We start from the raw sequence: 20,088 nt of genomic DNA, 5'->3' as shown, positions 1-20,088 counted from the left end.
ACCTCACACTTTGTGGTCACCGCCACTCCGTCGGCCTAAGGTTCGACCCATGAACGACGCCGTTCGCGACGACTCGTTGCGCCTCGCCCAGCCGGCAGACGCCCATTCGCAGGAAGAGTGGGAGGCGGCGACCGCTGCCGTCCTCCGCAAGAGCGGTCGGCTGACATCCGACGACGCCGACTCTCTCGTCTGGGACAAGCTGACCCGCACCTCGCTCGACGGACTCCGAATCGCCCCGCTCGGGCTGCCGGACACGTCTTTCGCCGACACGGTCCGTCCGACGCGCGCCGGCGCGTGGGACATCCGTTCGCTCGTCTCCGGGCTCTCCGGGGTCGATGCCAAGGTGGCCAACGAGGCGGCTCTGGTCGACCTCGACGGCGGGGTCTCCTCGCTGTGGGTGGCCGCCGACGAGTCCACCGACCTGAACGTGCTGCTCGACAAGGTCCTCCTCGATCTGGCGCCGATCGTGCTCGACGCGCCGATCGGTGCGGTCAAGGTCGCCCAGAACCTGCTCGCGCTGATCGCCGAGCGCGGTGCCGGGCTGCACGCTGCGACCAACCTGGGTGCCGACCCGATGGGTGCGCTGCTGCGCGAGCTGCCGCTGGCGCCCGACGAGGCGTTCGCCGAGCTGGTCGATCTGGCTCGGCTGGCCCAGGGGATCGGCGTGCGCGCGATCGTGGTCGACGGCACTGCCGCGCACGATCTGGGCGCGTCCGACGTGCAGGAGCTCGGCTGGTCGATGGCGGTCGGCGTGGCCTACCTGCGCGCGCTGACCGAAGCCGGATTCTCGCCTGCTGTGGCGGCGAGCCTCATCGAGTTCCGCTACGCGGCGACCGACGAGCAGTTCCCGACGATCGCCAAGCTGCGGGCCGCCCGGCAGCTGTGGGCGCGTGTCCTCGAGCTGTGCGGTGCCGAGGGCGTGGAGATGCGCATCCACGCGGTGAGCTCGCGGCCGATGCTGTCGAAGTACGACCCCTACGTGAACATGCTGCGCGGCACCGTCGCGGCCTTTGCCGCGGGTGTCGGCGGGGCCGATGCGGTGACCGTGCTGCCCTTCGACTCCGCCAACGGCGTCCCGGACGGGTTCGGGCGCCGGATCGCCCGCAACGTTTCCCACCTGCTGATCGACGAGTCGCACGTTGCAGCCGTCGCGGACCCTGCTGGTGGGGCGTACGCCGTGGAGCAGCTGACCGCCGACATGGCCGCCGCCGGGTGGGACGCGTTCGTCCAGATCGAGGACGAGTGGACCGGGCACACCACCGGGGGCCACGACTTCTCGCCCTTCCGCGACCGGATCGCCGCGGTCTCGGCCGCGCGGGAGAAGGCGATCGCACGCCGCAAGCGTCGGATCACCGGGCTCACCGAGTTCCCCAACCTCGCCGAGACGCTCCCCGAGCGACCGGTGGACCCGCTCAACGAGCGGGTGGTGCGCTACGGCGCGTCCTTCGAGGCCCTGCGCGACGATCCCGCCACCGCCGCGGTCTTCCTCGCGACCCTCGGCACCGTCGCCCAGCACACCGCCCGGGCGACCTTCGCAACGAACCTGCTCGCCGCCGGCGGCATCGGCGTCGAGGTCGCAGGTGCGACCAGCGATGCCGAGGACCTGGCCGGGAAATACCGTTCGGCCGGTGCACCGGCCGTCGTCTGCCTGGCCGGGTCGGACAAGACCTACGCCGCATGGGGCGCAGACGCGATCGCAGCCCTCCGCGAGGCGGGTGCCACGCACGTGATCATCGCCGGGAAGCCCGACGCCGTCGACGCCGAGGTGGACGACGCCGCCTCGATGGGCGTCGACGCACTCGCCTTCCTGACCGCTACGAGGGAGAAGCTGGTATGAGCATTCCTGATTCCTTCAAGGGGTTCTCGCTGAACGACCGTGTTGATCTCGACACGCCTCCGCCTAGCGGCTCCGGCGGCTCGATCAGCGGCGGCGAACCTTGGCTGAGCCCCGAGGGCATCGAGATCCAGCCGGCGTACGGGCCGGCGGACCTCGAGGGTCTCGACGCGCTCGACACCTTCCCGGGGCTGAGCCCGTTCCTGCGCGGGCCCTACCCGACGATGTACACGACCCAGCCGTGGACGATCCGGCAATACGCCGGGTTCTCGACCGCGGAGGAGTCCAACGCGTTCTACCGCCGCAACCTGGCCGCCGGCCAGAAGGGGCTCTCCGTCGCCTTCGACCTGGCCACCCACCGCGGCTATGACTCCGACCACCCGCGGGTGCGGGGCGATGTCGGCATGGCGGGCGTCGCGATCGACTCCATCTACGACACCAGGACGCTGTTCGACGGCATCCCGCTCGACGAGATGTCCGTCTCGATGACGATGAACGGCGCGGTCCTGCCGGTGCTGGCGCTCTACATCGCCGCGGCCGAGGAGCAGGGGGTGAAGCCGGAGCAGCTCGCGGGGACGATCCAGAACGACATCCTCAAGGAGTTCATGGTCCGCAACACCTACATCTACCCGCCGGCGGCGTCGATGCGGATCATCGGCGACATCTTCTCCTACACCGCCGCGAAGATGCCCCGGTTCAACTCGATCTCGATCTCCGGCTACCACATGCAGGAGGCCGGGGCGACGGCCGATCTCGAGCTCGCCTACACGCTGGCCGACGGTGTCGAATACCTGCGGACCGGTCTGGCCGCGGGCCTCGACGTCGACGCGTTCGCGCCGCGGCTCAGCTTCTTCTGGGCGATCGGGATGAACTTCTTCATGGAGGTCGCCAAGATGCGCGCGGCCCGCGCGCTGTGGTCGCGTCTGGTCTCGCAGTTCGACCCGACGAACCCCAAGTCGCTGTCCCTGCGGACCCACTCGCAGACCTCCGGCTGGTCGCTGACCGCCCAGGACGTCTTCAACAACGTCGGCCGCACCGCGATCGAGGCGATGGCTGCGACCCAGGGCCACACCCAGTCGCTGCACACGAACGCGTTGGACGAAGCGATCGCGCTGCCGACCGACTTCTCGGCCCGGATCGCCCGCAACACCCAGCTGCTCCTGCAGCAGGAGTCCGGGACGACCGAGATCATCGACCCGTGGGGTGGCTCCTACTACGTCGAGCGTTTGACGCATGATCTCGCCGAGCGCGCCTGGGCCCACATCCAGGAGGCCGAGGCGGCCGGCGGGATGGCCAAGGCGATCGAGCAGGGCATCCCGAAGATGCGCATCGAGGAGGCGGCCGCCCGCACCCAGGCGCGTCTCGACTCCGGCGCCCAGAAGCTGATCGGCGTCAACACCTTCCGGCTCCCGTCCGAAGACCCGCTCGACGTGCTCAAGGTCGACAACGACCAGGTCTACAAGCAGCAGCTCGCCAAGCTCGAGCGGCTGCGTGCGGAGCGCGACGACGAGGACGTACGCCGCACCTTGGAGGCCATCACCAACGCAGCCGGCTCGACGAGCAAGCCGAGCGGGACCGGAAATCTGGACGGCAACCTGCTCAAGCTGGCCGTCGACGCGGCCCGCGCCAAGGCGACCGTCGGTGAGATCTCCGACGCGATGGAGAAGGCATGGGGACGGCACCAGGCCGTCATCCGTACCATCTCCGGTGTGTATCGGGACGAGGCGACGACGTCGGGTGACTCGAAGGTCACCGAGGTGCTGAAGGCGACCAAGGAGTTCGAGGAGGCCGAGGGTCGCCGCCCGCGGATCCTGGTCGCGAAGATGGGCCAGGACGGCCATGACCGCGGCCAGAAGGTCGTGGTCTCGGCCTTCGCCGACCTCGGCTTCGACGTCGACGTAGGCCCGCTCTTCTCCACCCCCGAGGAGGTCGCGCAGCAGGCGGTCGACGCCGACGTACACATCGTCGGGGTCTCGTCGCTGGCTGCCGGTCACCTCACGCTGCTCCCGGCGCTGAAGGCGGCGCTGGAGGAGCAGGGGCGCCCGGACATCATGATCGTCATCGGCGGGGTCATCCCGCCCGACGACGTGGCCACGCTCGAGCAGATGGGCGCGGCCGCGGTCTTCCTCCCGGGCACCGTGATCGCCGACTCCGCCATCGACCTGCTCGGACGCCTGCGGGAGCAGCTCGATCACTGACCCTCCGGGGTATGTCCTCGCCGGGGGCGTCGGGCTCGTCTAGCCTCAGAGGTGTGACGGACCTGCGCCCCGGGCGGGCATCCGCGGACGGGCTGGTGAGGGTCGGCGACTACGAGCTCCTCACCAAGCTCGGTGAGGGCGGCATGGGCGTGGTCCATCTGGCCCGCCACGAGGAGACCGGCGAGCGGGTGGCGCTGAAGGTGCTGCGTACGCATGTCGTGGGGGACGAGGAGACCCGTGCCCGGCTGGAGCGCGAGGTCCGGTCGCTGCGGCAGGTGCACAGCCCCTGGATCGCCGAGATCCTCGATGCCGACCCCTATGCGGACCTGCCCTACGTCGCCACCCGCTATGTGCCCGGCCCGACGCTGTACGACCGGATCAAGGACGACGGACCGATCCTCGGCGAGGACCGGTTCTGGCTGGCCCGCTGCCTCGCCGACGGTGTCGCGGCCTGTCATGACGCCGGGGTCCTCCACCGCGACGTGAAACCCTCCAACGTCGTGATGGAGGGACGTACGCCGGTGCTCATCGACTTCGGGCTGGCGCGGGTCGCCGACGATCCCAAGATCACGCTGACCGGGTGGCTGGTCGGCACCCCGGGCTACCTGGCGCCCGAGATCCTGGAAGGCGTGCCGGCGACGACGGCCAGCGACGTGCACTCGTGGGCGGCCACGACGTCCTATGCGCTGCTCGGCCGGCCGCCGTTCGGGACGGGGCCGTCGATGGCCGTCCTGGACCGGGTACGCCGCGGCCAGCACGATCTCGGCGGGATCGAGGGTTCGATGCGGGAGGTCCTGGCGGCCGCGCTGGCGACCGACCCCGCCGACCGACCGGGCCTCGAGGAGCTGCAGGAGTGGCTGATGGAGCCCGAGGAGCCGTGGTCGGGGCGTGATGCCGCCGCGGTGACGGAGGTGCTGCCGGTGACGCTGCCGTTGGCGATGGCGCCGACAGCGGTCGAGCAGCCGAGGCCGACGCTCGTCGATCCGGACGCAGCAGACGATGCCGTGACCGAGGTGGCGGAGGCCGAGGAGGTGCCGCCGACCGCGGTGACGGACGCGGTGACGGACGCGGTGACGGACGCGGTGACGGACGCGGCGGCAGCGATCGAGCCCGTGATGGTGCGCCGGTTCGACCCGCAGTCGGCACCGCCGCCGGCCCCGTCACCCGAGCCTGGCTGGAGCCCGCCCAGCAAGCACGCCAACCTGAAGCGCTGGCCGGGGCCGATGCACTTCCTGGTCCTGGTCGCGCTCGCCGCGATCCTCGCCGGGGTCGTCGCTGCGTACCCGTTCCTGGGTGCCACCCTGCTCTGCGCCGGGCTCTGGCTGCTGCGGGCCGTGTCGCTCGCCGCCGACCAGCTCTCCAAGCGCCGCGAGGCCCGTGGACGCAAGTGGTACGACGGGATGTGGGCGCTCATCCGTTCGCCCTGGGACCTGGTTCGCGCGATCCCCGGCACGGCGGTGCTGACGGCGTTGACCGGGGTGATCGCTGTGGCCGTCGCGGTGGGCTGCCTGGCCTTCGGTGCGCCGACTACTGCCGTGCTCTATGCCGCGGCGATGACCTTCATGTCCGCCGCCTGGCTAGCCTCGCAGCGGGTCCGCGACACCCTCGGCCCGGTCGCCCGGGCGGCGTCCTCGCCGTCTCAGCGGTGGGTCGTCGCCGTCGTCGGCCTGGCGATCATCGCTGTGGCCGTCGCCTTGTACGCCCTGCAGATGGGCGTCTCCTGGGTCCCGTTCGATGAAGGTCGGGCGGGTCGGCTGCCGGATGCCGTCCGCGATGTCCTGCGGCGCGCTCGCTGACGGCCGTGACCGCGGTGCACCACCTCCGGGATCGCCGCCCTCGAGGCAGCGGAACGTCGTTGGCCCGGGAAGTCCCGTGGTGCCTTGATCGCGGCCCTAGCCGAGGAGGGTGCGAAGGCCCTCGAACGTGAGGAGGCCGATCAGCTGGCTGCGCGGCGACGCGGCGAGGGTCATCTCGAAGAGTTGCGCGAGGACTGGCCAGCTTGATTGGGCGCCACTCCACTCAAGATGCCGGACTGCTGTGTCCTCGTGGCCGCCACCGCGCATGCGGCGTCGCTCGCCAGCTTCGACGAGCGGCTTCGCGAAGTGGCTCGAAGCCGCGGCCTTCACGTTCTTCCGTGACGCAGCGGCGCTGCCGGTCACAGTCGGGCAAGAAGCGCTCCACCGTGGATACCGACGACCTGGCCGGTGGTGAAACCGGCGTCAGGTGAGGTCAGGTGAGCGACTAGGGCGGCGACCTCGTCAGGCGTGCCCGGGCGGCCCACCGGGATCCGGGAGGTCCGCTCCTCGATCAGCTCGGTGCTGCGGCGGGAGTCCCAGAACTCGGTGTCCGGGACGAAGCCGGGGGCGACTGCGTTGGCGGTGATCCCGTCCGCCGCGACCTCGGCCGCGAGCCCGGTGATCCAGGTGTTGATGGCGCCCTTGGCGGCTCCGTACGAACCGTGGCCGCGTAGTGCCGAGATCGAGCTCATCGCGACGATCCGGCCGCCGGGACGGGCGAGTCGGGGGAGCAGAGCCTCGGCCGGGAGCACCGCGGTGAGCACATTGAGCCGGTAGTCCGCCGCCCACTCGTAGGCCAGGGACTCCAGGTCGTCGCCGGACGCCGGAGTGAAGCCACCGGCATTGAGGACGAGCACGTCCAGACGGTCTGGGCAGGCATCGGCCAGGGCGCGCACGTCACCTGGTTCGGCACAGTCGGCGACGACGTACGTCACCCGATCTGCGTGCACGGCGGTGTTGATCTCCTCGGCCGCGGTCTTCAGCGTCGTCGCTCGCCGCCCGACGATGGTCACGGCAAGCCCGTCGGCGGCGAGCCGCCTCGCGATCGCGCGTCCGAGACCAGTTCCGCCACCGGTCACCACTGCTGTTCTCGTCACCTCGGTCACGGTGGCCGAGCGTAGAGCCGGACATGATCGTGGTCCAAAGAATTAGTTGGCGGGTTCGGCTCGATGGTCGAGCCGAACGATCCGCATGCCGATGATTTGGCTAAGGTGCTGGCCATGCCTGGGCCCGACGTACACGACCTTCTCGACGGCATCCGCGACGGTAGACGGGCGGCGGTGTCACGGGCGATCACCTTGGTGGAGTCGACCAAGCCGCAGCACCGGGACATCGCGCGCGAGCTGCTCACTCGCCTGCCTGCGGGTGACACCGTGCGGGTCGGGATCTCCGGAGTCCCGGGGGTCGGCAAGTCGACCTTCATCGAGGCGCTCGGCAGCCGGCTGACCGCTGGCGGCCTCAAGGTCGGCGTGCTGGCGGTCGACCCCTCTTCGGTACGCACCGGCGGCTCGGTCCTGGGAGACAAGACCCGCATGGCCCGACTGAGCGTCGACCCGAACGCCTTCATCCGGCCCTCGCCCAGTGCCGGGACGCTGGGCGGTGTCGCCAGGGCGACCGTGCAGGCGATGGCGGTGCTGGAGGCGGCGGGCTATGACGTGGTGCTGGTCGAGACGGTCGGTGTCGGGCAGTCCGAGGTGACGGTCGCGGGGATGGTCGACACGTTCCTTTTCCTCACCATCGCACGCACCGGCGACCAGCTGCAGGGCATCAAGAAGGGCATCCTGGAGATCTCCGACGTGATCGCGGTCAACAAGGCCGACCCCGATGATCCCAACCGTGCGCAGGAGGCGCGCGCGGCAGCGCGCGAGCTCGCCGGCGCGCTCCGGCTGGTGCGCTCGCGCGAGGAGTGGGCACCGCCGGTGATCACCGCCTCGGCGCTGCACGACGACGGCGTCGACTCCGTCTGGGAGCAGGTCATGGCCCATCGCAAGCACCTCGGCGAGGACGGGCTGAGGACCAAGCGCGCCGAGCAGCAGCTCGACTTCACCTGGGCGCTCGTCCGCGACGAGCTCGACCAGCGGCTCAAGCACTCCTCGGGCGTCAAGGCGATCCGAGACGAGGTCCGCGAAGAGGTGCTCTCCGGGGAGCTTCCGGCCACGGTGGCAGCGGACAGGATCCTCGCCGCCTACGACAACGATTAGTCTGGCGGAACCATGCTGGAGCCTGCTGCTTTCCTCGCCGAGCGAGTCGATGCCTACGACGCCGAGCTGACCGACCTGCGCCGCGACATCCACGCGCACCCGGAGCTCTCCTGGCAGGAGCATCGCACCACCGAGCTGATCGTCGAGCGGCTCGAGAAGGCCGGCTGGCAGGTCGACAGGCCGTCCACGACCGGCCTGATCGCCGATCTGGGCGGGGACGGGAAGGACACCAAGGTCGTCGCGCTGCGCGGCGACATGGATGCGCTGCCCGTCGACGACGTCACCACCGACGTCTGGACGAGCACCGTTCCCGGCGTCGCGCACGCCTGCGGCCACGACGTGCACACCACAGCCCTGCTCGGTGCGGGGCTGGCGCTGGCCGACCTGCACCGGGAGTCACCGTTGCCCGGCGGCGTACGCCTGCTCTTCCAGCCCGCCGAGGAGGTCATGCCGGGCGGTGCGCTGCACCTGATGAGCCTGGGTGCGCTCGATGACGTCGAGCGGATCTTCGCGCTGCACTGCGACCCGACCGTCGACGTCGGGCGCGTCGGGGTCCGTGCCGGCTCGCTGACCAGTGCGTCCGACGTGATCGACGTGCATCTGAGCGGCACCGGCGGACACACCTCGCGCCCGCACCTGACCGGCGACCTGGTCTTCGCGCTCGCGAAGGTCACCACCGAGCTGCCGGTGATCCTGAGCCGGCGGATGGATCCCCGAGCCGGCATCAGCGTGGTGTGGGGCAAGGTCTCGGCCGGCCTGGCCCACAACGTGATCCCCGCCCACGGTTCTGTCGGGGGGACGGTGCGGATCCTCGACAGCGACGCCTGGAGCGAGGTAGAGCACGTGGTGCGCGAGGTCGTCGCGGAGATCATCGCGCCCTACGGGGTGACGGCTGCGGTCGACTACACCCGGGGTGTCCCGCCGGTGAGCAACGACGAGACCTCCCACCAGATCCTCCTCGCCACGGTCCGCGACATCCTCGGCGAGCGCGGGGCGGTCGTCTCCGCCCAGAGCCTCGGCGGCGAGGACTTCGGCTGGTATCAGGAGCAGGTCCCGGGCTCGATGTTCCGCCTCGGCGTGCGCACCCCCGGCGGCCCCACCTACGACCTCCACCAGGGCGACCTGCGCATCGACGAGCGAGCGGTGGGGGTCGGCGCCAAGGTCCTGGCCGCCGCCGCCCACCGCACGCTGAGCGAGCCCCGCTAGCCCTTGCGGTAGGGCACGCCGTCGGCGGCAGGTGCCCTGGAGTGGCCGACCAGGCCGGCGACGGCGAAGATGGTCACCACGTACGGCAGCATCAGCATGAACTGCGACGGCACCGGTGAGCCGATGACCGAGAGCACCGACTCGACGTTCGAGGCGAAGCCGAACAGCAGCGCCGCCAGAGTCGCCTTGATCGGATCCCACTTCCCGAAGATGACCGCAGCCAGGGCGATGTATCCCGCGCCGCCGGTCATCTCACGGCCGAAGGACGGCACCGAGACGAGCGTGTACGTCGCACCGCCGATGCCCACGATCGCGCCGGCCAGCAGCACCGTCCGATAGCGGGTGGCGATCACGTCGATGCCGACGGTGTCGGCGGCCTTCGGGTGCTCGCCGACCGCGCGCACCCGCAGGCCCCACTTGGAACGGTAGAGGGCCCAGGCGACCAGGAAGACCGCGGCGTACATCACGTAGACCAGGATGGTCTGGCGGAAGAAGATCGGGCCCAGGACCGGGACTCCGGACAGCAGCGGGATCTCCAGGCGCGGGAAGTGCGGCGGGTTGTTGAGCGTGCCGGCGTTCTCCGAGAGGACCTGGGAGAACATGAAGCTGGTGAACCCGATCACGAGCACGTTGAGGACGACGCCGACGATGACCTGCTCGACCCAGTAGGTGATGGCGAACAGGCCGAGCAGCAGCGCGACGAGCATGCCGGCGACCATCGCCGCGACGAGCCCCGCCCACGGCGAGCCGGTGAGCGAGGCGGTGATCGCCGCGCCGAAGGCGCCGAAGAGCAGCTGCCCGTCGATGGCGATGTTGACCACGCCCGCACGCTCACCGAGTACGCCGCCCAGGGCACCGAACACCAGCGGCACCGCCAACGCGAGCGCGCCGGCGAGCAGACCGACCACGGGAAGGGTCTTGCCCGCGACCGCCCACGCCAGGAAGCCGCTCACCGCGAACAGGGCGAACGCGGCGACCACCACCAAGGGCGTCTTGAGCCGGGAGTAGGACCGCCAGGCTGCGTACGCCGTGCAGAGCAGGCAGAGCAGCACAGCGACCCACACGATGAGGTTGGCCGGGAGCGAGACGTCCGGGATGGCGAACCAGTCGCCTTCCCGGCTCCACCTGAAGGTGGAGTCACCATCGCGTGGGCTCACCAGGACCAGGAGCGCCACCAGAATCGTGAACACGCCCATGACGATCGGCGGCTTCCACAGGCCAGGGATCCGTTCGGCGACGCCTTGGGCGTCGGCCTGCACCGGAAGATCGACAGCAGACACAGTTCTCAGGCCTCCTTCGTGGGGAGTCGGAAGATCGCCTTCACCAGAGGCGGCGCGGCGAGGAACAGCACGATCAGCGACTGCACCACCAAGACGATGTCGACCGGGATGCCTTCGGAGGCCTGCATGAAGAAGCCGCCGGACTTGAACGCGCCGAACAGGACACCGGCGGCCAGGATGCCGAACGGTCGCGACCGCCCCAGCAGCGCGACGGTGATGGCGTCGAAGCCGATCGCGGCATCGAGCCCGCTGGTCGCGCCGTCGGTCACCGAGCCGAGCACCTGGTTGACGCCGGCCAGGCCGACGAGCGCACCCGAGATCATGAAGGCGCTGACGTAGGCGACCCCGACGTTGATGCCGGCCGCCCTCGCCGCCGCGGGGTTCTCACCCACGGCTCGGAACCGGTAGCCGAGCGAGGATCGGTTGAGGATCCACCAGACCAGGAACGTCGCCAGCACCGCGAGCAGGAACCCTGCGTGCAGGTTGAACTGGGGCCCGAGCAGGTCCGGCAGGATCGCCGACTCCGGCATCGGCGCCGACTTCGGGTTGGCCGAGCCGGGCGCCTGCAGCAGCGACTCGCGGGTCAGCGCGTAGAAGACCAGGTAGTAGCCGACGTAGTTGAGCATGATCGTGACGATCACCTCGTGGGCGCCGGTGAGCGCCTTCAGGATGCCGGCGATCCCACCCCACAGCGCGGCGACCAGCGCGCCGGCGAGGATCGCGAGCGGCAGGTGCACGATCATCGGCAGGTCGAGCTTGACCGCGACGAACGCGGCTGCGGCGCCACCGAGCAGCATCTGGCCGCGGCCGCCGATGTTGAAGAGACCAGCGCGGAAGGTGAGGCCGATGCCGAGCCCCGCCAGGGTCAGCGGCGCAGCGAACTTCAGCGTCTCGGTGATCGGCTTGATCTGCTGGGTGAACGTGCCGCCCAGGTCGTTGAAGACCGCACCCCGCCACAGCGAGACGTACGCCCCCGAGATGGCCTCCCAGCCGTAGTAGAACGTGTCGGAGGGGCGGGCGAAGAAGTAGGAGAGCCCGTAGCGGACGTCCTCGTCGGTGAAGAGGATCATCAGCGACCCGAAGAACATCGCCAACAGCACCGAGAGCACCGCGACCAGGGCGTTGCCCGTGGTGATCTCGCGCAGCGCGAGGTGCCAGCGGCTCGCCTCCGGCACTCGGTCAGCATCGGACGACGAGTCCATGAGGCCCTCACCGATGCGGTCATCTGACGTCTCGACCGGCTCGTTCTCGACCGGCTCGTTCTCCGGTCCCTTCTCGCTCACGACTCGATCCCTTCAGGAGTCTCGCCGGCCATCATCAGGCCGAGGGTGTCGCGGGAGGTGTCGGCGGGGACGATGCCCACGACCCGCCCGCGGTAGAGGACCATGATCCGGTCGGCGAGAGCGGCGATCTCGTCGAGCTCGGAGGAGACGACGAGCACGGGGACACCCGAGTCCCGTGCCGCCACGATCTGCTTGTGGATGAACTCGATCGAACCGACGTCGACGCCGCGAGTCGGCTGAGAGGCGACGAGAAGCCGCAGGTCACGCGAGAGCTCGCGGGCGACGACGACCTTCTGCTGGTTGCCGCCCGAGAGCTGCCCGGCCAGGGTCGAGACCCCCGGGGCGCGTACGTCGTACTCGGCCAGCTTCTCCTTGGCGAAGGTGTCGAGCTTCTTCAGGTTCAGCGACCCGCCGGAGACGAAGGGCTTGTCATAGCTGCGGTTGAGCATGAGGTTCTCGGCGATGGTGAAGTTGCTGACCAGGCCGTCGACCTGGCGGTCCTCGGGGATGAACCCGATGCCCGCCTCGAGCGCCTTGCGCACCGAGCGGCCCACGATCTCGCGTCCGTCGAGCTTGATCGAACCCTCGACGTGAGGGGCCAGGCCGACCATCGCCTCGGTGAGCTCGGTCTGGCCGTTGCCCTGGACGCCCGCCACCGCAAGGATCTCGCCGGCGTCGATGTGGAAGCTGACGCCGTCGACGTGGACGTGGCCGTCCTCGTCGGCGACGACGAGGTCGGAGATGACCAGCGCGCGCTCGCCCGGCTGAGCCGGTTCCTTGTGCACCTTGAGCTCGACCGGACGGCCGACCATCAGTGCCGCGAGCTCGGCGTTGGAGGCCTGGGGGGAGGCCTCACCGACCACGGTGCCACGACGGATGACCGTGATCCGGTCGGCCACCTCGCGCACCTCACGGAGCTTGTGGGTGATGAACACGATCCCGGTGCCGGACTCCTTGAGCTGGCGCATGATCGCCATCAGCTCGTCGGTCTCCTGGGGCGTCAGGACGGCGGTCGGCTCGTCGAAGACGAGCACCTCGGCGTGGCGGGAGAGCGCCTTGATGATCTCGACGCGCTGCTGCACACCGACCGGAAGGTCCTCGACGAGCGCATCGGGATCCACCTGGAACCCGAAGCGCTCGGAGATCTCCTGGACCAGCTTGCGCGCGGCGTCGAGGTCGAGCTTGCCGGCGAAACCGGTCGCCTCGTGACCGAGCATGACGTTCTCGGCCACGGTGAAGACGGGGATGAGCATGAAGTGCTGGTGCACCATGCCGATGCCGGCGGCCATGGCGTCACCGGGGCCCTTGAAGCGCTGTGGCTCGTCATCGATGAGGATCTCGCCCTCGTCGGCCTGGTAGAGGCCGTAGAGCACGTTCATCAGCGTGGACTTGCCCGCGCCGTTCTCGCCGAGGAGGCAGTGGATCTCACCTGGCTCGACGGTCAGAGAGATGTGGTCGTTGGCGACCAGGGAGCCGAAGCGCTTGGTGATGTCGCGAAGCGCGAGTCTCATGGCACGGATCATTCCTTGCAGGGACGGAGAAATTCCAGAGGTGAGGGGGCCGGGTGACCCGGCCCCCTCAGGTGCTCAGCTGAGCTGGGTCACTTCGCGAGGTAGGAGTTGACCTTGATCGAGCCGTCCTTGATCCCGGCGGTGACCTCCTCGAGCTCGGCCGGAAGGGTGTCGGAGACCTTCGACTCGAAGTTGTGGAACGGCGCCAGGCCGACCCCGTCGTTCTCGAGGGTGCCGACGTACGGCGTCGCGTCGAACTCGTCCTCACCGGCGGCCTTGACGACGTCCGTGGTGGAGGTCTTCATGTTCTTCAGGATCGAGGTGAGCACGACGTCCTGGGTCTTCGGGTCGGTCTCGTAGAAGTCGGCGTCGACACCGATCAGGGCGACCTCCTTGCCAGAGTCCTCGATCGCGGTGAGCGCACCCTGGTAGATCGGGCCGCCGACCGGCAGGATCACGTCGGCGTCCTGCTGGATGATCTGGCGGGCGGTGTTGGTGGCCTTCTCGTTGGCGACGAACTCGCCGGTGAAGGAGCCCTTCTCGCCGCCTTCGTAGCCGACGACCTTGACGTCCTTCTTCTTTGTCTTCGCGTAGTACTCCACGCCCTGCTTGAAGCCGTCCATGAAGATCGTCACGGTCGGGAAGGGCTGGCCGCCGTAGGTGCCCACGACGCCGGTCTTGGTGTAGTCGGCGGCGACGTAGCCGGCCAGGAACGCGGCCTGGGCGGTGTCGTAGAGGATCGGCTTGATGTTCTCGGCGTCGGTCTTACCGTCGAAGTCGGCGTCGGCCGCGTCGTCGATCAGGACGTACTCGGTCTCCGGATTGGCCTTCGCGGACTCGATCGTCGCCGCCGAAAGAGCGAAGCCGACGGTCACGATGGTGTCGCAGCCCTGCCCGACCAGGCTCTCCAGGTTGGAGGTGTAGTCGTTGGGGCTGTTGGACTCGACGTCCTTGAAGCTCGCGCCCAGCTCGTCGGCGGCTTCCTTCACGCCCTCGTAGCTGAGCTGGTTGAACGACTTGTCGTCGAAGCCGCCCTCGTCGGAGACGATGCAGGGAAGGTAGTCGCTGTTCCCCTCTCCGGCGCGCTCGGCCGGCGCCTCTCCGCACGCGGCGAGCGCGGCAGCGGTCAAAACCGCGGCGAAACCGCCGGCGGCGGCCTTTTTGATGTTGTTCTTCACTGGTGCCTCCAGGTCGTTGCTCCGCGAAAAGCGGCGCAAAGGACATTCATGGTCCGAACGCTCTCCCCTATGACCGAGCAATTCCAGGGATTACGCGAACGGTTACCAACTTTTGATCTCGGCGAATCTTAAGCCTCCTTCGTTGTATTCGGTTATCTGGACAGGCTCTAAGGTCGGACCATGACCGAGAAGCAGACGTACGCCGCAGACGGCTTTGACTGGGAAGGCCTGCGTGCGCACGCGGTCGACGCCGCAAAACATGCGTACGCGCCCTACTCCAACTACCCCGTCGGGGTCGCCGGCTACGCAGACGACGGGCGCCTGCTGCAGGGGTGCAACGTCGAGAACGCGGGTTACGGGGTGACGCTGTGCGCCGAGTGCGGGCTGGTCTCCTCCCTGCACATGACCGGCGGCGGCCGGCTCACCCACGTCGTCTGCGTCAACGGCTCCGGCGAGGTGATCATGCCGTGCGGCCGCTGCCGCCAGCTCCTCTGGGAGAACGGCGGCCCCGAGCTGCTGCTGATGACCGTCTCGGGCGTGAAGCCGATGTCCGAGGTCCTCCCCGACGCCTTCGGCCCGGAGGACCTCGCGTAACCGAGCTGTCCACGGCCGGTCGTCGGTCGGGAGCGTCGTCCGTTAGGGGACCTGCGGCGGTATCGCCTTACGCTGTCCGCATGGCGGAACATGATGCGGTCGAGGTGATCCTCGCCAAGCGCGACGGTGGCGAGCTGAGCGACTCGCAGGTCGACTGGATGATCGGGGCCTACACGGCCGGGGACGTGGCCGAGGAGCAGATGTCGGCGCTCAACATGGCGATCCTGCTCAACGGGATGTCGCGGCGTGAGATCGCCCGATGGACGGCGGCGATGATCGCGTCCGGTGAGCGGATGTCTTTCGACTCTCTGGACCGGCCGACCGCCGACAAGCACTCCACCGGAGGTGTGGGCGACAAGATCACGCTGCCGCTGGCACCGCTGGTCGCAGCGTGCGGCGTGGCCGTGCCGCAGCTGTCCGGACGCGGGCTCGGCCACACCGGTGGCACCCTCGACAAGCTCGAGTCGATCCCCGGCTGGCGCGCCTCGCTCTCCAACGAGGAGATGATGGCTCAGCTCGGATCGGTCGGCGCGGTGATCTGCGCGGCCGGTGAAGGGCTCGCTCCGGCCGACCGCAAGCTCTACGCACTGCGCGACGTCACCGGCACCGTCGAGGCGATCCCGCTGATCGCCTCCTCGATCATGTCCAAGAAGATCGCCGAGGGCACCGGCGCGCTGGTCCTCGACGTCAAGGTCGGCGCCGGGGCGTTCATGAAGACTCTGCCGTCCGCGCAGGAGCTCGCCCGCACCATGGTCGACCTCGGCACCGATGCCGGCGTCAACACGGTCGCGCTCGTGACCGACATGGCCACGCCGCTCGGTCTGACCGCGGGCAACGCGATCGAGGTCGCCGAGTCCGTCGAGGTCCTCGCCGGCGGCGGTCCCGCCGACGTCGTCGAGCTCACCGTGGCGCTGGCCCGGGAGATGCTCGCCGCTGCCGGTGTCTCCGGACCGGACCCGGCGGATCTGCTCGCCTCAGGCAAGGCCATGGACTCCTGGCGGGCGATGATCTCGGCGCAGGGCGGCGACCCGTCGGCGCCGCTTCCGGTCGCGCGCGAGACACATGTGGTCACCGCCGCGACCTCCGGCGTGCTGACCCGGCTCGACGCGATGGCCGTCGGGCTCGCCGCCTGGCGCCTCGGCGCCGGGCGGGCGCGCAAGGAGGACCAGGTCCAGGCCGGAGCCGGGGTCACCTGGCACGCTCGCCCGGGCGACTCGGTCGCTGCTGGTGCGCCGCTGTTCACCCTCCACACCGACACGCCCGAGAGGTTCGACCGGGCGCTCGCGGCGCTCGAGGGTGGCTACGAGATCGGGGACGGGGCGGCGTACGAGGCGACGCCGTTGATCCTCGACCGAATCAGCTGAGGGGCGCGGGCCGGCGGTCTGAACGCGCCCGCCTCCGCGAGCTGTAACACGTCGTTCGTGGTACTACTCGCCCTTTATAACGACCGGATAGACCCTGTAACAGCGTGTTACACCTCGGTCGCCGGGCGGAAAGCGCTGCTCCAGCAGCAGCGGCTGGCGGATAACCGGTCGCTTCGCAGATCCCCAACCCGTCAGACTTCGGCAATGAAGATCGTCAAGCCACCCAAGGCCGTCGCGGGCGACAAGGTCGCCGTGCTGTCACCCTCGTTCGCTGCGCCCGGGGTGGCGCCGGCGATCCACGAGCAGGCACTGACGCGGTTGACCGAGGCGACCGGCCTGGTGCCGGTGGAGTATCCGACGACCCGGAAGCTGGGGGCGACGGCGCAGGAGCGGGCGGCCGACCTGAACGCCGCGTTCGCCGACCCGGAGATCCGGGCGGTGCTGGCGACCATCGGGGGCGAGGATCAGATCACCGTGATCCCGCATCTCGACGCCGACCTCCTCAGGGCCGACCCGAAGCCGTTCCTCGGCTACAGCGACAACACCAACCTGCTCAACTGGCTGTGGACCAATGGTGTCGCCGCGTTCCACGGCGGTTCGACCCAGGTCCACCTCGGCCCCGGTCCGGGCCTCGACCCGATCCACAAGGCCTCGCTCGAGGCGGCGCTCCTCACCGGCGGAACCCTGGAGATCACCGAGCCGGGCGAGTCCGAGGACATCGGGCACGATTGGCAGGACCCGCGGGCGCTGACCGAATACGGTGAGCGTGAGGCGACCGAGCCGTGGACCTGGGCGGGTCCCGAACGGAAGATCACCGGCCGCACCTGGGGAGGCTGCATCGAGATCCTCCAGTGGGTGCTGACCGCCGGACGCTTCCCGGCCGACCCAGGGGTGCTGGAGGGCGGCGTACTCCTCCTGGAGACCTCCGAGGAGCTCATCCCGGCTCACGAGTTCGGCTGGATCGCGCGAGCGATGGGCGAGAGAGGGCTGCTCGAGGAGGTCGACGCGGTCGTCGTCGCCCGCCCGCCCACCTCTGACTTCGAACGCCGGCCCAGCGCCGAGGAGCGCGCTGCCAAGCGCGCCGAGCAGCGCGATGCGGCGATCGAGACCGTCGCCCGCTACAACCCCGACGCGGTGGTCGTTGTCGGCCCAGCGTTCGGGCACACCCGGCCACAGTGGATCCTGCCCTACGGCGGCGAAATGACCGTCGACGGCACGACCCAGCGCCTGTGGGCCAACTACTCCTGACGACAAGACCGCCCGAAGAGTCGAAATCTGACGCCGAGAAGTCAGTTTCTGGCCGCGAGAGGTCGATTCCTGGCGTCGAGGAGTCAGTTTTTGGCGTTGAAGGGTCTGGAACTGACCCCTCGTGGTCAAGAACTGACTTGTCGGCGTCAGAAACTGACGTCTCGGCGTCAAGAACTGACGTCTCGGCGTCAAGAACTGACGTCTCGGCGGGCGGGGGCCTAGCCTTCCAGGAGGAGGACGACGGACTCCGCGACGCACGCGGGCTTGTCGGCGCCCGCGATCTCGATCGTCGTCTTCACGACGAGCTGGAGGCCGGTGGGGAGCTCGGTGACCTCGCCGAAGGCGACGACGGCGCGGATGCGGGAGCCGACCAGGACCGGGGTGGGGAATCGGACTTTGTTGAGACCGTAGTTGAGCTTCGCGCCGGGGGTCTCGAGCGAGTAGACGCTCACGCCGAGGTAGGGGAGCAGCGACAGCGTGAGGTAGCCGTGGGCGATGGTGCCCCCGAACGGGCCCTCCTTGGCCCGTGACTCGTCCACGTGGATCCACTGGTGGTCACCGGTGGCCTCGGCGAAAGCGTTGACACGGTCCTGGTCGACCTGGAGCCATTCTCCGGTGCCGATCTCGGTGCCGGCGGCTGCGGAGACTTCTTCGAGAGAGGTGAATGTGCGCACAGCCCGGAATCTAGCCTGATGCGGAATGATGGGCCCATGGAACCGTCCGACATGCAGATCAAGGCGGCGCCGAAGGTGCTGCTCCACGACCACCTCGACGGTGGTCTACGTCCCTCCACGATCGTCGAGCTCGCCGCCGAGGTGGGGCACGAGCTCCCGGAGGGGACCCAGGGAGACCCGGTCGCGCTGGAGGAGTGGTTCGTGACCAGCGCCGACTCGGGTTCGCTGGAGCGCTACCTCGACACCTTCGCGCACACGCTGGCGGTCCTCCAGACCCTGCCTGCGCTGACCAGGGTCGCTCGTGAGTGCGTCGAGGACCTGACCGAGGACGGGGTCGTCTACGCCGAGGTCCGCTGGGCGCCGGAGCTCCACGTGGCCAACGGCCACGAGCTGGACGAGGTCGTCGCGGCCGTCCAAGCCGGGTTCGACGAGGGGATGGCTGCGGTCGCGGCGACAGGCCGGAAGATCGTCGTACGTCAGCTGCTCACCGCCATGCGGCAGGCTGCTCGCGCCGCCGAGATCGCCGAGCTCGCGGTCACTTGGCGCGACCGCGGGGTCGCCGGGTTCGACATCGCCGGGCCGGAGAAGGGCTTCCCGCCGAGCCGGTTCCTGGCGGCGTTCGAGCAGCTGGCCGCCGACAACATGCGCTTCACGATCCACGCCGGCGAGGGCTTCGGGCTGCCGTCGATCTGGGAGGCGGTGCACCCCTGTGGCTGCGACCGGCTCGGTCACGGCGTACGCATCGTCGACGACATCACCGTCGAGGACGGCGAGGCGCCGCGGCTCGGCCGGCTCGCTGCGTACGTCCGGGACCGGCGGATCCCGCTCGAGCTCTGCCCGCGCTCCAACGTGCAGACCGGGGCCGCGAAGTCGATCGCCGAGCACCCGATCGGGCTGCTCTACGACCTCGGGTTCCGGGTCACCATCAACACCGACAACCGGCTGATGTCACGCACCTCGATGACGGCGGAGATGACCGGCATCGTGGAGGCCTTCGGCTGGGGCCTTCCCGAGCTCCAGCGGCTGACGACCAACGCGATGAAGTCCGCGTTCATCCCCTACGACGAGCGGGTCGACCTGATTCACGAGATCAAGGACGCGTACGCGGCGCTGTGAGCCGTTCGATGGCGACGTAGCCGTGCTTCGGGTAGACCGCGGTGCAGCCCTTGGCGACCGCGTCCGCGACGACCTCCGGCTGCGCGCGCATCAGCGCCAGGCCCCGCTTGACCAGCACGTTCGGTGGCTTGCGGTGCTCGCGCAGATCGCGGGTGAGGCGTCGCCAGAAGGTCACCGTCGGAGACTGGGTGACGCAGTAGGCCGCGGCCAGCAGTCCCGCGGCGCGACAGTCGGCCACGATGTCCTGGGCGAAGATCCCCTCGGCGACGAAGAACGCTTCGTCGCCGAGGGTCAGCGACTGCCAGCCGGTGCGGCCGTCGTGAGCGATGTCGTAGACCGGCACCTCTGCGGCGCCGGTCTCGCAGAGCTCGGCGATGGTCTTCACCGCGTCGTCGGGAAGCCAGGAGTCGGGATGATCCCAGTCGACCAGGCCCGCGTTGGGACCCTCGGTGATCCGGGGGAGCGAGGGGTCGGAACCGTCCTTGTAGAAGTCGTCCAGCCGGAGGACCGGCAGACCCAGCCGCTCGGCTAGGCGGGACTTGCCGGCGCCCGAAGGACCGGCGAGGACGATGACCTGAGCACGCACCGGAGCATTCTCACCGATG

At 69.4% G+C, this 20,088-nt stretch carries 17 protein-coding genes; 9 read left to right on the top strand and 8 right to left on the bottom strand.

The features are described 5' to 3' along the window. The first annotated feature begins 49 nt into the window (after window positions 1-49). From IEY84_RS01350 to IEY84_RS01340, 3 genes are read left to right on the top strand one after another with little or no spacing between them, the layout of a single operon-like run. Entirely contained in the window at window positions 50-1,837 is a 1,788-nt protein-coding gene (locus IEY84_RS01350; protein ID WP_183541503.1) for a methylmalonyl-CoA mutase family protein, read from the top strand. Next, complete coding sequence (gene scpA / locus IEY84_RS01345) at window positions 1,834-4,032, top strand: methylmalonyl-CoA mutase (RefSeq protein ID WP_183541502.1); 2,199 nt, start codon at window positions 1,834-1,836, stop codon at window positions 4,030-4,032. Before IEY84_RS01350 ends, scpA begins: the two co-directional genes overlap by 4 nt. A 53-nt stretch (window positions 4,033-4,085) precedes the next feature. Then, the gene (locus IEY84_RS01340) at window positions 4,086-5,828 is read left to right on the top strand and encodes a serine/threonine-protein kinase (protein ID WP_183541500.1); all 1,743 of its coding nucleotides are present in this window, start codon (window positions 4,086-4,088) and stop codon (window positions 5,826-5,828) included. A gap of 96 nt (window positions 5,829-5,924) precedes the next feature. Here IEY84_RS01340 and IEY84_RS01335 read toward each other — a convergent pair whose 3' ends face one another. Together IEY84_RS01335 and IEY84_RS01330 are read right to left on the bottom strand one after the other, a co-directional pair. Next, on the bottom strand, window positions 5,925-6,191 hold the full coding sequence (locus tag IEY84_RS01335; RefSeq protein WP_183541498.1) for a hypothetical protein: 267 nt from the start codon (window positions 6,189-6,191) through the stop codon (window positions 5,925-5,927). Beyond that, complete coding sequence (locus tag IEY84_RS01330; protein ID WP_229788209.1) at window positions 6,188-6,934, bottom strand: SDR family NAD(P)-dependent oxidoreductase; 747 nt, start codon at window positions 6,932-6,934, stop codon at window positions 6,188-6,190. The genes IEY84_RS01335 and IEY84_RS01330 overlap by 4 nt, the downstream gene beginning before the upstream one ends. Before the next feature lie 96 nt (window positions 6,935-7,030). Between IEY84_RS01330 and meaB the strand changes: the two genes are divergently transcribed. Further along, window positions 7,031-8,029: a methylmalonyl Co-A mutase-associated GTPase MeaB gene (gene meaB / locus IEY84_RS01325; RefSeq protein WP_373292276.1), complete on the top strand. Its 999-nt coding sequence runs from the start codon at window positions 7,031-7,033 to the stop codon at window positions 8,027-8,029. Window positions 8,030-8,041: 12 nt separating this feature from the next. Then, the gene (locus IEY84_RS01320; RefSeq protein ID WP_183541493.1) at window positions 8,042-9,235 is read left to right on the top strand and encodes an amidohydrolase; all 1,194 of its coding nucleotides are present in this window, start codon (window positions 8,042-8,044) and stop codon (window positions 9,233-9,235) included. On the opposite strand, the gene IEY84_RS01315 is transcribed toward IEY84_RS01320, so the two are convergent. The 4 genes from IEY84_RS01315 to IEY84_RS01300 form a co-directional block, all read right to left on the bottom strand. Next, window positions 9,232-10,515, bottom strand: coding sequence for an ABC transporter permease (locus tag IEY84_RS01315; RefSeq protein WP_183541491.1), 1,284 nt, complete (start codon window positions 10,513-10,515; stop codon window positions 9,232-9,234). The genes IEY84_RS01320 and IEY84_RS01315 overlap by 4 nt on opposite strands. Window positions 10,516-10,520: 5 nt before the next feature. Continuing rightward, the gene (locus IEY84_RS01310; protein WP_183541489.1) at window positions 10,521-11,798 is read right to left on the bottom strand and encodes an ABC transporter permease; all 1,278 of its coding nucleotides are present in this window, start codon (window positions 11,796-11,798) and stop codon (window positions 10,521-10,523) included. Next, window positions 11,795-13,309: an ABC transporter ATP-binding protein gene (locus IEY84_RS01305; RefSeq protein WP_183541487.1), complete on the bottom strand. Its 1,515-nt coding sequence runs from the start codon at window positions 13,307-13,309 to the stop codon at window positions 11,795-11,797. The genes IEY84_RS01310 and IEY84_RS01305 overlap by 4 nt, the downstream gene beginning before the upstream one ends. An 89-nt stretch (window positions 13,310-13,398) precedes the next feature. Further along, window positions 13,399-14,487, bottom strand: a complete 1,089-nt coding sequence (locus IEY84_RS01300) for a BMP family lipoprotein (RefSeq protein WP_183541485.1) — start codon at window positions 14,485-14,487, stop codon at window positions 13,399-13,401. A gap of 180 nt (window positions 14,488-14,667) precedes the next feature. Between IEY84_RS01300 and IEY84_RS01295 the strand changes: the two genes are divergently transcribed. The 3 genes from IEY84_RS01295 to IEY84_RS01285 all read left to right on the top strand — a co-directional run bounded on the left by IEY84_RS01295 (window position 14,668) and on the right by IEY84_RS01285 (window position 17,693). Next, complete coding sequence (locus tag IEY84_RS01295; protein WP_183541483.1) at window positions 14,668-15,081, top strand: cytidine deaminase; 414 nt, start codon at window positions 14,668-14,670, stop codon at window positions 15,079-15,081. An 80-nt stretch (window positions 15,082-15,161) separates the two neighbouring features. Next, window positions 15,162-16,445, top strand: a complete 1,284-nt coding sequence (locus IEY84_RS01290) for a thymidine phosphorylase (RefSeq protein WP_183541482.1) — start codon at window positions 15,162-15,164, stop codon at window positions 16,443-16,445. A gap of 204 nt (window positions 16,446-16,649) precedes the next feature. Further along, window positions 16,650-17,693, top strand: a complete 1,044-nt coding sequence (locus IEY84_RS01285) for a S66 family peptidase (protein WP_183541481.1) — start codon at window positions 16,650-16,652, stop codon at window positions 17,691-17,693. A gap of 218 nt (window positions 17,694-17,911) precedes the next feature. Here IEY84_RS01285 and IEY84_RS01280 read toward each other — a convergent pair whose 3' ends face one another. Next, window positions 17,912-18,367 (bottom strand): MaoC family dehydratase, encoded by a 456-nt coding sequence (locus IEY84_RS01280; protein ID WP_183541480.1) that lies wholly within the window; start codon window positions 18,365-18,367, stop codon window positions 17,912-17,914. A 36-nt stretch (window positions 18,368-18,403) separates the two neighbouring features. Here IEY84_RS01280 and IEY84_RS01275 point away from each other — a divergent pair, with 36 nt between their 5' ends. Further along, window positions 18,404-19,483 (top strand): adenosine deaminase, encoded by a 1,080-nt coding sequence (locus IEY84_RS01275; protein WP_183541479.1) that lies wholly within the window; start codon window positions 18,404-18,406, stop codon window positions 19,481-19,483. On the opposite strand, the gene IEY84_RS01270 is transcribed toward IEY84_RS01275, so the two are convergent. Beyond that, window positions 19,458-20,069 (bottom strand): uridine kinase family protein, encoded by a 612-nt coding sequence (locus IEY84_RS01270; protein ID WP_183541478.1) that lies wholly within the window; start codon window positions 20,067-20,069, stop codon window positions 19,458-19,460. The genes IEY84_RS01275 and IEY84_RS01270 overlap by 26 nt on opposite strands. Window positions 20,070-20,088 lie beyond the last annotated feature (19 nt).

This window comes from Nocardioides albus (assembly GCF_014648255.1).
In the GTDB taxonomy this organism is placed as follows: domain Bacteria; phylum Actinomycetota; class Actinomycetes; order Propionibacteriales; family Nocardioidaceae; genus Nocardioides; species Nocardioides albus.
This window is presented reverse-complemented; position numbering and strand designations above follow the sequence as displayed.

Excerpts from the sequence above, each read along its gene's own strand:
- IEY84_RS01350 (WP_183541503.1), top strand. The coding sequence starts at position 50 with ATGAACGACGCCGTTCGCGACGACTCGTTGCGCCTCGCCCAGCCGGCA.
- scpA (WP_183541502.1), top strand. The coding sequence starts at position 1,834 with ATGAGCATTCCTGATTCCTTCAAGGGGTTCTCGCTGAACGACCGTGTT.
- IEY84_RS01320 (WP_183541493.1), top strand. The coding sequence starts at position 8,042 with ATGCTGGAGCCTGCTGCTTTCCTCGCCGAGCGAGTCGATGCCTACGAC.
- IEY84_RS01305 (WP_183541487.1), bottom strand. The coding sequence starts at position 13,309 with ATGAGACTCGCGCTTCGCGACATCACCAAGCGCTTCGGCTCCCTGGTC.
- IEY84_RS01295 (WP_183541483.1), top strand. The coding sequence starts at position 14,668 with ATGACCGAGAAGCAGACGTACGCCGCAGACGGCTTTGACTGGGAAGGC.
- IEY84_RS01290 (WP_183541482.1), top strand. The coding sequence starts at position 15,162 with ATGGCGGAACATGATGCGGTCGAGGTGATCCTCGCCAAGCGCGACGGT.
- IEY84_RS01285 (WP_183541481.1), top strand. The coding sequence starts at position 16,650 with ATGAAGATCGTCAAGCCACCCAAGGCCGTCGCGGGCGACAAGGTCGCC.
- IEY84_RS01275 (WP_183541479.1), top strand. The coding sequence starts at position 18,404 with ATGGAACCGTCCGACATGCAGATCAAGGCGGCGCCGAAGGTGCTGCTC.